This window comes from Haemophilus parainfluenzae, assembly GCF_014931415.1.
Classification (GTDB): domain Bacteria; phylum Pseudomonadota; class Gammaproteobacteria; order Enterobacterales; family Pasteurellaceae; genus Haemophilus_D; species Haemophilus_D parainfluenzae_AF.
This window is the reverse complement of the sequence record NZ_CP063121.1, coordinates 1,283,567-1,295,084: the sequence shown is the minus strand read 5'-3', so window position 1 is coordinate 1,295,084 and position 11,518 is coordinate 1,283,567. Positions and strand designations below refer to the sequence as shown.

At 38.0% G+C, this 11,518-nt stretch carries 10 protein-coding genes; 2 read left to right on the top strand and 8 right to left on the bottom strand.

The annotated features are described in order from the left end of the window. The first annotated feature begins 105 nt into the window (after positions 1 to 105). Complete coding sequence (gene guaA, locus INP93_RS06415; protein ID WP_197544446.1) at positions 106 to 1,665, top strand: glutamine-hydrolyzing GMP synthase; 1,560 nt, start codon at positions 106 to 108, stop codon at positions 1,663 to 1,665. Positions 1,666 to 1,741: 76 nt separating this feature from the next. Beyond that, positions 1,742 to 2,674, top strand: coding sequence for an AEC family transporter (locus INP93_RS06410; RefSeq protein WP_197544445.1), 933 nt, complete (start codon positions 1,742 to 1,744; stop codon positions 2,672 to 2,674). Between the two features lie 21 nt (positions 2,675 to 2,695). Here INP93_RS06410 and INP93_RS06405 read toward each other — a convergent pair whose 3' ends face one another. The 8 genes from INP93_RS06405 to INP93_RS06370 form a co-directional block, all read right to left on the bottom strand. Further along, positions 2,696 to 2,941: a YgjV family protein gene (locus INP93_RS06405; protein ID WP_049370193.1), complete on the bottom strand. Its 246-nt coding sequence runs from the start codon at positions 2,939 to 2,941 to the stop codon at positions 2,696 to 2,698. Between the two features lie 121 nt (positions 2,942 to 3,062). After that, positions 3,063 to 3,392 (bottom strand): branched-chain amino acid transport AzlD family protein, encoded by a 330-nt coding sequence (locus INP93_RS06400; RefSeq protein WP_049370192.1) that lies wholly within the window; start codon positions 3,390 to 3,392, stop codon positions 3,063 to 3,065. Further along, positions 3,389 to 4,114 carry an azaleucine resistance protein AzlC gene (gene azlC / locus INP93_RS06395; protein ID WP_049362213.1) on the bottom strand — a complete coding sequence of 242 codons (726 nt, stop codon included), beginning with the start codon at positions 4,112 to 4,114 and terminating at the stop codon, positions 3,389 to 3,391. The genes INP93_RS06400 and azlC overlap by 4 nt, the downstream gene beginning before the upstream one ends. Before the next feature lie 9 nt (positions 4,115 to 4,123). After that, positions 4,124 to 5,053 carry a LysR family transcriptional regulator gene (locus INP93_RS06390; protein WP_049370191.1) on the bottom strand — a complete coding sequence of 310 codons (930 nt, stop codon included), beginning with the start codon at positions 5,051 to 5,053 and terminating at the stop codon, positions 4,124 to 4,126. 114 nt (positions 5,054 to 5,167) lie between these two features. Then, a complete protein-coding gene (locus tag INP93_RS06385; protein WP_197544444.1) occupies positions 5,168 to 7,123 on the bottom strand; it encodes a site-specific recombinase in 1,956 nt (651 codons plus the stop codon). 143 nt (positions 7,124 to 7,266) lie between these two features. Next, entirely contained in the window at positions 7,267 to 8,319 is a 1,053-nt protein-coding gene (gene fbpC, locus INP93_RS06380) for a ferric ABC transporter ATP-binding protein (protein WP_197544443.1), read from the bottom strand. Positions 8,320 to 8,343: 24 nt separating this feature from the next. Then, the gene (locus INP93_RS06375; protein ID WP_070775815.1) at positions 8,344 to 10,401 is read right to left on the bottom strand and encodes an ABC transporter permease; all 2,058 of its coding nucleotides are present in this window, start codon (positions 10,399 to 10,401) and stop codon (positions 8,344 to 8,346) included. Positions 10,402 to 10,412: 11 nt separating this feature from the next. Further along, complete coding sequence (locus tag INP93_RS06370; RefSeq protein WP_070775814.1) at positions 10,413 to 11,450, bottom strand: ABC transporter substrate-binding protein; 1,038 nt, start codon at positions 11,448 to 11,450, stop codon at positions 10,413 to 10,415. Positions 11,451 to 11,518: the final 68 nt, after the last annotated feature.

Sequence of the window (11,518 nt, the reverse complement as noted above, 5' to 3'; positions counted from 1 at the left end):
AAGGTGGGCTTTAGCCCACCTTTTGTTGTTTTAAAGTGCGGTTGATTTTTGCAAAATTTTGGAGAAAATTGACCGTCTATACTATCAATAATAAGAGCATTATAAATGACAAATATCCACAACCATAAAATTCTGATCCTCGACTTTGGTTCACAATATACTCAGCTGATTGCGCGTCGTGTGCGTGAAATCGGTGTGTACTGCGAACTTTGGGCGTGGGATGTAACTGAAGAACAAATCCGTCAATTTAATCCAGACGGTATCATTCTTTCTGGTGGTCCAGAAAGTACCACTGAAGAAAATAGCCCACGTGCACCAGAATATGTATTTAATGCAGGCGTGCCTGTATTGGGTATTTGTTACGGTATGCAAACCATGGCGATGCAACTTGGTGGTTTAACTGAAACCTCTGATCATCGTGAATTCGGCTATGCATCGGTTTTAATGGATAATCCGACTGCACTTTTCGCTCATTTAAATGATGGTGACAGCAAATTGGATGTATGGATGAGCCATGGCGATAAAGTAACGCGTTTACCTGAAAACTTCCAAGTTACCGGTACGACTCCAACCTGTCCAATTGCTGCGATGTCTGACGAAAATCGTCGTTTCTACGGTGTACAATTCCACCCTGAAGTAACTCACACTAAAAAAGGTTTGGAATTGTTAATGAATTTCGTGGTGAACATTTGTGGCTGTGAAACCAAATGGACAGCAGAAAACATTATCGAAGATGCAGTAGCTCGCATTAAAGAGCAAGTGGGCAATGATGAAGTGATTTTAGGTTTATCTGGTGGTGTGGACTCTTCTGTGGTTGCACTACTTTTACACCGTGCTATCGGCAAAAACTTACATTGCGTATTCGTGGATAACGGTTTACTCCGCTTACACGAAGGCGATCAAGTAATGGAAATGTTTGGCGATAAATTCGGCTTGAACATTACCCGTGTTGATGCGGAAAGTCGTTTCTTAGGTGAACTTGAAGGCGTATCTGATCCTGAAGCAAAACGTAAAATCATCGGTAAAGTATTCGTAGATGTATTCGATGATGAATCAAAAAAACTCACTAATGTAAAATGGTTGGCACAAGGCACAATCTATCCTGACGTGATCGAATCGGCAGCAAGCAAAACCGGTAAAGCACATGTGATTAAATCACACCACAACGTAGGTGGCTTACCAGACTATATGAAACTTGGCTTAGTTGAACCGTTACGTGAATTGTTTAAAGACGAAGTACGTAAAATCGGTTTAGCATTAGGCTTACCGGCTGAAATGATCAACCGTCACCCATTCCCTGGTCCGGGCTTAGGCGTGCGTGTATTAGGCGAAGTGAAAAAAGAATACTGCGATTTATTACGCCGTGCGGATGCAATCTTTATCGAAGAATTACGCAACAGCGGTTGGTATGAAAAAACCAGCCAAGCCTTCAGCGTATTCTTACCAGTAAAATCTGTAGGTGTGATGGGCGATGGCCGTAAATACGATTGGGTTATCTCACTACGTGCGGTAGAAACCATCGACTTTATGACCGCACATTGGGCTCATTTACCTTATGATTTATTAGGCAAAGTGTCTAACCGCATCATTAACGAAGTGAATGGCATTTCCCGCGTCGTGTACGACATTAGCGGAAAACCACCAGCAACGATAGAATGGGAATAATATCAATCAATTTAAAGGGCAAATTATTTGCCCTTTTCTTCTTTCATAGCGCTAATTTCTCTCATCAATATTCACTATGGACATCGCATTTTTACTCGGCACTAAAATTATTGAACTGACACTTATTGTGCTTATTGGTTATGGGTTGGTTAAATCAAAATTATTAAAATCTGAAGATAGCAAGACGCTTTCCGTTATTGGGCTTTATGTCATCAGTCCAGCTGTGATGATTGAAGCTTTTCAAATTGATTACACACCTGAAATTCTACAAGGTTTACAGCTTTCACTGTTTATGGCGGTGTTTCTTCAGGTTATTCTGATTATTATTGGCAGTCTGTTAAAGCGCCTATTAAACCTTGATCCAATTGAACATGCCACTTCGATTTATTCCAATTCTGGTAACTTAATTATTCCGATTGTGATGTCGTTATTTGGTAAAGAATGGGTCATTTACGCTAGCTGTTTCATTGTGGTGCAAACCTTTCTATTTTGGACGCATTGCCGTTTGATTATTGTAGGAAAAGGAAATTTATCTTTGAAGATGATTACCAAAAACATCAATATTTGGTCAATTCTCGTCGGAGCATTTTTATTTGCTTTTCAAATTAAATTACCAAGTATTATCAATGGTACACTCTCTTCAATTGGCTTGTTTATTGGTCCGAATGCCATGCTTGTTGCGGGTATGCTGATTGCGGCAATTCCTTTACGGAGCATCGTATCATCCAAACGCATTTATTTAGTCACACTTTTGCGCTTGTTACTTATTCCGATTGCATTATTGGTATTAATAAAACTGATTGGGTTTGTGCATTGGGCTGAAAAAGGCGAAATTATTGTGTTGATTAGCTTTTTAGCAACCACGAGCCCATCCGCTTCAACCGTGACACAAATGGCAGTGATTTATAACAACAATCCACAGAAAGCCAGCGCCATTTATGGTGTAACGACGCTGCTTTGTATGTTTACTATGCCACTGGTGATTGCGTTATATCAAATATGGGGGTAAATCGTGGAAAAGTGCGGTCAATTATTTAAGCACTTTTGATGCCGGCTGCTCTTTTTTCAAACGATAAAGTTGATATAAGTTAACGAAAACTAAGAATGCGTTTAGAAGCGCAACTGGATAAGATTTGATGATCAAACTGTAAATGACAAAAAGTACCGCTCCAATTGCATTAACAACTCTCAAGTGAACAATCGATTTAAATAAAAAAGACGCAGCCACAAAGAATGTTGCCAAATAACCTAATAATTCGATGAAATTAAATTCCATAAATCTCTCCGTCAACAATGATTGAGGTGGCATCATAAAAGATTTTGGAATTGAGGAAAAGAGGCGAAATAAAGGCAACCGATTGCAATATCAAGAAATTTTTATTTCGCTCAACATTCGCTTAGATAAAGACTTTTTGCACTAAAAACATATAAAAAATTGTGCCAGCCGAGATAGAAAGAAACATGTTCTTTTTCCAGAAATGCAATCCCAATACCAAAGCTCCCGCAATAAAATCTGGCAAGCCATGATAACCACTCAACACATCCACATTTTTATAGCAATACACCACTAACATCCCAAACATCGCGGCTGGTAGTACTTTACCTAGATAACGAACATATTCTGGAATCGGGCGATTGGCGGGAAAGATCCAGAAAGGCAATAATCGGGTAAATTGCACGCACACAATACAAATCACAATGGTGATAATTTGTTCCATCAATGTCATTTTAGTGCCTCCAATTTAGATGAAAGTTTAGGACGTCTTACGGTTAACAGAATCCAAATACTAATGAGTGTTGGCACTAAAAAGTGCTCTTTCCCAACAATTAATAGCGATGCAAAAGCCACACCTAAACCTAATAATGAGCTCTCATGAGACTTCTCTTTGAGCCAGTTTTCAGCAAAAATCACCAGGAAAAGTGCAGTCATACCAAACTCTACCCCTTTTAAATCAAAAGGAATGATTGAACCAAATAGATTACCTAATCCGGCTCCTACAACCCAATAAAGATGGAGATAAAAACTGACAAAGAACATATACCAGCCTTTATCTAAATGATCGGGGATCTTCGCCATATAGTTAAGGGAAAAACTTTCATCGACTAGGGTACTAATTAAATACCAACGTTTTTTCCCGAGTTGAGCACCATATTTTTCTAACATGGAAATGCCATAAAAAATTTGGCGCCCACTGACCATCAGCGTAACCAACGCAACACTTAAAGGCGAAAAAGGCATAACTAAGGCGGCAGCGGCAATAAATTCCACTGATCCCGCATAAATGAGTGCTGCCATTGCCACAGGGAACCAAACACCGAATCCAAGTGCTTTCATGTAAATACCGTATGCTATGCCTAAAAATAAAAAGCCGGCAAGCATTGGCATGCTGTAAGGAAATGCCGCTTTTGCTGCGGCTTTGATGGGATTTTCTGTCACTACTTCTGACATATTGACCTACTACAACTCTAAAACAGACAAACCAGGTAAGGTCGAAAAACTTTGTGCTTTTACTGTTTGATGGAAATCTTCGATATAAGCTAAATTAGCATCTTCTTTACGAATTGCCGCATAAAGGTTACTGTACAACCCTTCTTCTGTAATTTTACGCGCCACCACATACCCTTTTTCTAAATAAGGTAATGCTGCCCAATAAGGCACGGTAGCAATGCCACGACGACTCGCTACTAACTGGATCAAAGCGATCGTTAGCTCTGTTGTACGACGAGGTGGATTAATACCTTTCGGTTTCAATACTTGACGATATAAATCTAACATATCATCAGGCACGGGATAGGTTACCCAAGTTTCTTCAGCGAAATCTTCCGCCTGCCAAACCTCTTTATTGGCTAATGGATGATCTTTAGAACAGATCCCCACCATTTCATAAGAAAACAGAGGCTTAAATAAAACATCATCGTTTTGTTCAATGTCGGATACAATCGCCCAATCTGCACGATGAGATAATAACAATCCTACAGGATCGGTATGGAAACCCGAGACGATATCCAATTCTACTAGGCTCCAATGCTGACGAAACTCATCCATCGCCGGCATTAACCAGTCGAAGCAAGTATGACACTCTACTGCAATTCGTAATTGCCCTGCATCACCATGTTTTACGCGTGCAAGTTCACGTTCTGCATCAATCACTTTCGGAAGAATTTCATTGGCAAGACGAATCAAACGATCTCCAGCTGCGGTAAAACGCAACGGATTACTTTTACGCTCAAAAAGAGGTAAACCGAATTGTTCTTCCATTAACTTAATTTGGTGAGAAAGTGCCGATTGTGTTAAATAAACACGTTTTGCCGCCATTGAAACGCTGCCCGTTTCCTTTAACGCAAGCAAGGTTCTTAGGTGACGAAGTTCAAGAAATGTGGGTTTCATTAGAATAATTCATAAAGTTATCGCATTAGATGAGCAACATGATAACGCAAATTAAATTTGTCGAAAAGAAAGTGCGGTCAAAAACGTTGATATTTTTGACCGCACTTAGAATGATTATTTATCTAATTGAACGGGAAGAAATAAACTTAATGGACGTTTTTTCACAATTTGACAAACTTCATGCCAAATTGGCCACCAGCTATCAATTTCCGCATTCAAAGAACGCAATGCAACCCAAAGCGTTAATGAAAAACTGACAATTAAATTCACTAAACCAATCAACAATACAAAACCAATACATTGTAAAAGTAATGAATAGGTGAATTGTCCGCTCACTGCAATATAACCCACATTTGCAGATGAAAATGCCACATGACGAATATCTAACGGAAGATGCGTTAAGTACCCCACCACACCGGTAATCCCAAGCAACATACCAAAGCAAAGGTTACCGATAAGCGAACCATAATTCTCATGCATATAATTAGCAAATTTCACGCGAGTCTTCTCAGACATTAATTTTTTCAATAACGGATGTTGGGCTAAACGCATGCGCATATTCAAATAATTGCTGCGGTTATCAAAATAGCCCGAAATAATCCCTGAGCAAAATAACCATACACCTGCAATGGCTGCAAACCATAAGGTTCCTGCGAAAGGATCAATGCTATGCAACTGATACGCGATTTGATCGGCATTCATCAATGGCTCACCTGTTTTATATTGGTACCCAAACGCAATCAATGCGGCTAAGCCCATCGCAATGATCACATTACCGAGCACAGCAATACTTTGAGAACGAAATACATCCACTAATAATTGGGCTAATTTCATATTGACGCTTTTACCTTGAGGCGTTTTCTCAACAGCCTCAGCAAAACGGGCTGCAGTCATGGCTGGCTGTTTGGTTGCAACTGTGAAATGCAACATAAAGATCACCATGAAACCTAAGCCGTAATTTAGACCTTCTGCAATCCCTTTCCAGACTTTGTCATCAATGATGCTACCTAGATAGGTTTTAAATAACGCCATCAGTGCAATTAATACACCACCACCCGCGGCAGAATAAAACATTGCCCAATACTCTTTTTTATCTCGAGTAATGTAATGCTCACCATGATCGCCGGCATTCTGCGTAACACTACGAGCCATCAATCCTGAGCTTTGTTTCCATAGTCGCGAAATACTATGTCGTTCTGCAGCTGCACGAGCAAAACAACCGGTTAATAATAAGATTCGACGTGGCAAATAGCGATTTGAAACAAAAATCGCCATCAAGGTTTCTAATCGTTCTAAAGTCTGGGAAAGACGTTCCAATAAATACGCCGTATTTAAGGATGATCCCACTACCGCCCCACGTTTCTGTAAGCCAATAATCAATGCCTTACATTGATCAAACATTACCTGCAAATGGCTATCATCAAAAACCGTTGCTTGGCGACGCGCCTCTACCCAATCAACCACTTCATGATGCAATGCCACGAAAGGTGAATCCGCATTCAACAAAGATGGCTCCATTCGCATCAACTCAGGATCCATGTCTTCAGCTGCAATCCAAATTGAAAGCATTTCAATGGCAAATAGCCCTTCACTTTCAATATGATTTTTTAAACGTTCACGATCTTTTTGTTCTGTATAACGTGTTAAAACGCCAAATACGCCTCGCCATGTTTTTAATGGAACAGCATCAATCCAGCGGGCATCATTTTTATCACTGAACAATAAATAAAAAATATCACGTAAATCATTAATATCTTTAAAAGACGGGTTAAAACGCTCATAAATACGCGTTTTCATTTCTTGCCCAAAACCGCCACGCGTAAGAATGCCACTACTAATAAACAAGGGATAAAGACGTAAATCACATAACCAACCGCATAATAATTTCGAAACAGAATAGCCTAATTCTTTATCGTTCTTTAAGATAAACTTAAATAAATGTAAGGTTGGAGAAATTTTTTCTGTAGGGCTACTACGTAATAATTGACACAGCCCTTCCACAAGACCAAAGGCATCATTTTCCTCGACTTTATTACGCAAAAATTGCGGTAAAGTATCAGGTTTTATCATGCTTTCCTCCTGTAATCGTTTATATTCAAAGGGTAGTATTATACAGATCTGTTAGGAAAAATAAAATGAAAGGAAAAGTGCGGTCAATTTTGAAAGGGTTTTAAAAGAAAAGGCGTATGCTTCCATCCGCCTTTAAATTGGTATTATTTCTCTTTCTTCAATAAGAAAATACCTTGTTCAGAGAAATTCACATAAGCTTGTTTGAGATCAGCATTGAAGTCTTCTGGTTTGGTATTAATGAGCAATTCTTTGCCAGCCCAAATTGCCACCACTTCCCAGTGATTCCCCATATAGACTGCACTCTTGATTTCACATTGTTGTGCTGCCTCGCCTTCTGGTTTTAAGTAAATTGCTTCAGGACGTACGCCCACTAAGCATTCACCATCCGGTAAATTGAATTGCGCCGCATTACTTAATGGCAATTTGTAGCCATTCACGTCAATGGTGTTATTTTCTAATTTACCTTCAAAGATACTTGATTCGCCCATGAAGTTTGCAAGGAATAAAGAATTTGGACGCAAATAAAGCTCTTTCGCTGGCGCCTTTTGCATGATTTTACCTTTATTCATGACGATAACTTCATCGGATACCGCAAATGCTTCCGTCTGGTCGTGAGTCACATAAAGTGAGGTAATACCTAAACTTTGTTGTAATTCACGGATTTTTTCACGCATAGAACGACGTAAGTTTGCATCCAAGTTACTTAATGGTTCATCAAAAAGTAATACTTTTGGTTTTAATACTAACGCACGTGCTAATGCCACACGTTGTTGTTGACCACCCGAAATTTGATCCACAAAACGATCTTCAAACCCCGCTAAGTCAACCAACTCTAACGCTTCTTTTACACGTTTAGCGCGTTCTTCTTTCCCTACGCCTTGCATACGTAAACCATAGCCTACGTTATCACCGATACTCATATGTGGGAACAATGCGTAAGACTGGAATACGATACAAATATCACGATTTTGAATGGATGATTTGGTTACATCTTCACCATCAATAAAAATTTGACCTGAAGTTGGGTTTTCTAAGCCTGCCACTAAACGTAACACAGTGGTTTTACCACAACCAGATGGCCCTAATAAGGTCACCATGGTGCCACGTTTAATGGTTAAATCTAAATTATCAATGACTGTGGATTTACCAAAAGATTTAGTGATATTTTTTAATACTAAGAAATCATTATTACTCATAATATTTACCTACAACTTAACGAGTTAATTCATTTTTTTCGCTTTAGAACGGGAAATTCGGGTATCACCCACAATCCAGTCAAAGAATAAAATAATGGCCATCATAACTACTATCAGAATTGAACCATATGCAATTGCAATTCCGTATTCACCATCTTCTACGCGATTTAGAATATAAGATGTAGCAACACGGGTATCTGCTGTAACTAAAAATACAATTGCACTTACTGTAGTCATTGCTCTAACAAAGCTAGTTACAAGCGCTGAAAGCAAGGCTGGTTTTAATAAAGGGAAAACAATAAAACAAATAGTTTTAAAAGAGCTTCCTTTTAATGATAAAGAGGCCTCATCTAAAGATTTATCTAGTTGTCCTAATCCAGCAATAGCCGCTCGCATACCTACAGGCATATTACGCATAACCATTGATAAAATAACAATTAATGCCGTTCCTGTTATATAAATTGGAGCATCATTAAAGGCTAATATATAGGATACCCCTGCCACTGTACCTGGTACGGCAAAACATAACAAAGTTAGGAACTCTAAAGTTTTTTTACCTTTAAATTCCCGTCTTACGGTAATGTAAGCAATAAGCAAGCCAAATAATGCTGTTATTGGAGCTGCTGTTGCAGCAAAAATAACTGTTTGAATTAGAGATGGCCATGCACCATCACTAAAGCCTTGACCAAATAATGTAATATAATTTTTAAGTGTCAAGGTATAATCAACACCCCAGTTCACCGTAAAACTACCGTAAAAAATACTACCATACAGCAGAACATTAAATAGTATCCAGAATGCTAACACAAAAGTAATTGTGTACTTCATTGTTACAGGAAGATCTTGTACATCACCACGATAAGACTTACCCGACACAGTGGTATATGAGCGATTACCAATCCACCAATATTGAATAATAAAGATACCTAATGAGAAAATAAGAAGTATTGTTCCCAATGTACTTGCAGATGCATAATCTAACTGAGAACCGGCAATATAAAAGTAAATTTGTGAAGAAATAACGTCAAAGCTTCCCCCTAAAACTAATGGGGTACTAAAATCAGCTATAGACTGAATTGCAACAACTAAAAAAGAATTTGCTAATGCAGGTTTTAGTAATGGGAAAATGATATTGAAGAAAGTTTGGTAACGATTTGCACGCAAAGTATAAGAGGCTTCTTCAATTGATGGATGAATAGACTTTAAGGCCCCCTCTAATATCATAAAAGACATTGGTGTCAAAGCAAGTGTATGAGCAATAACAATTCCAGTAAAACCATACAACCAATTACTTTCAAATCCTAAATATTCAACTAAATAATGAGTAATATATCCTGAACGACCAAGCATCAATGTTACCCCTAAACCAACAACAAATGGCGGGGTCACAATTGGAAGAATAGAGAATATTTTACCAATAACTGCACTACGCTTTGCAATTCGGGTGGTATAAAGTGCAAATACTAAACCAAACGCAGTTGCAAGAACACCAATTGTTCCTGCTACAGCAAGTGAGTTTAAGATAATACGTATAACATAAGGCTGTTTAACAATATCGAATACTTGCCCTGGTACAAATTCATCTCCTTTGTAAAACATTGAGATAAAAATGGCTAAAGTAGGATAAACAATAAAGAAGAATATGAGTAATACAATGCTTAGCAATGACGCGATAACAAATTTATCGCTTTGCATTACTTTCATTTTAGCAAGAGCATTTGTTGAAATACCAATTAAAGCAATTGTAAGAATAAACTCGGAATAACCTAGACTGAATTTTGTAATACTTGCTGAAATCATTACAAAAGAAAAAATTAAGCAAGCTAAGAAAAATTCGATTTTACCTTGTTGTACCGTCCCTCTTCCTTTATATAAAAAAGAAAATATAGGAATAATAAATAAAGAACCAAACCAAAACCAACTAAAATTTATTGAGCTCCATCCCATAGCTGCGAGGAGCTCATCTTCTGTTGAATCAAAAATACCATAATATAATGCCATAGAAGGCAAAAGGGCAAAGCCTGCCATAGCAAGCATTACCCAAAATAGATTGGAATTGAGAAAATAATACTGCTTTCTCATAAAGCCTCCATTTATTTATTTAATTTAACTTCTCTCACCCAACGATCGATCAAGCCACTACGTACATCTGATGCGCCAAATTTGTTAAAATCATAATTAATTAAATTTAGTTCATTAGATTTCAATGCATAAGGTGAAGATGTTGCATTTACATTTGTAAGAATGTGATGTGATTGTGCTTCTTTCCAGGAAATTTCTTGTGCCTCTTTAGACATAACCCAGTCGACAAATAATTCTGCATTTTTTAAATTTCTAGCATTTTTTATTACACTCACTCCACCAAGTTCATAACCAGTCCCTTCACAAGGAACTACTACTTCAATAGGTGCTCCATTCTGTTTTTCAAAAGAATAGTTTTGTAAAAAACCAATGCCTATTGTTGTTTCACCTCGAGCTAAATTATGAGCAGGTGCAGTTCCAGCTTTAGGATACTGTGAAATATTTTTATCTAATGCTTTTAAATAATTAAATGCTTCATCCTCTCCCCAAAGCTGAACAAATGTTGCTATTGCGGTATATGCAGTTCCAGCACTTTGAGGATCTGAAATTTGAATTTCATTCTTAAATCTAGGATCGAGTAAATCTTTCCAGCATTTTGGAGTTTCAGTAATTCCTAATTTTTTCAATTTTTCTGTATTCACTCCAAAACCCAACACCCCCATATAAACTACGGAGCTGTAATTTCCTTTACGACGTCCAGGATCTTTAAATTGAGGCATAACTTCTGTCAGCATTGGTGATTGATATGCAGTTAGCAAATCCATCTCGGCAGCCTGAGAATGTGTATCAAATGTTCCACCATACCACACATCAGCTTGTGGATTATTTGTTTCAGCCTTTATTTTAGCTAGTGTACTGCCTGAACTATTACGAATAAAACTCGCATCTACATTGTATTTTTTCGCAAAAGATTGCACTTGTTTTTCACACACTGAGTTTTGTGCGCTGCAATATACTACTAACCGACCTTCAGCAATTGCTGAACTAGTAAAAAAGATCCCGCTAAACAAAACAGCTGACAGACTCAAAGATATAGTTGATTTTTTCATTGATTGACTCCTTTTTATGTTTTTAGCTACTGGCTAAAAAATTAGGCGGACATCCCCGCCTAATTCAT

Coding starts and splice junctions, on each gene's coding strand:
- guaA (WP_197544446.1), top strand. CDS start 106: ATGACAAATATCCACAACCATAAAATTCTGATCCTCGACTTTGGTTCA.
- INP93_RS06410 (WP_197544445.1), top strand. CDS start 1,742: ATGGACATCGCATTTTTACTCGGCACTAAAATTATTGAACTGACACTT.
- INP93_RS06405 (WP_049370193.1), bottom strand. CDS start 2,941: ATGGAATTTAATTTCATCGAATTATTAGGTTATTTGGCAACATTCTTT.
- INP93_RS06400 (WP_049370192.1), bottom strand. CDS start 3,392: ATGACATTGATGGAACAAATTATCACCATTGTGATTTGTATTGTGTGC.
- azlC (WP_049362213.1), bottom strand. CDS start 4,114: ATGTCAGAAGTAGTGACAGAAAATCCCATCAAAGCCGCAGCAAAAGCG.
- INP93_RS06390 (WP_049370191.1), bottom strand. CDS start 5,053: ATGAAACCCACATTTCTTGAACTTCGTCACCTAAGAACCTTGCTTGCG.
- INP93_RS06385 (WP_197544444.1), bottom strand. CDS start 7,123: ATGATAAAACCTGATACTTTACCGCAATTTTTGCGTAATAAAGTCGAG.
- fbpC (WP_197544443.1), bottom strand. CDS start 8,319: ATGAGTAATAATGATTTCTTAGTATTAAAAAATATCACTAAATCTTTT.
- INP93_RS06375 (WP_070775815.1), bottom strand. CDS start 10,401: ATGAGAAAGCAGTATTATTTTCTCAATTCCAATCTATTTTGGGTAATG.
- INP93_RS06370 (WP_070775814.1), bottom strand. CDS start 11,450: ATGAAAAAATCAACTATATCTTTGAGTCTGTCAGCTGTTTTGTTTAGC.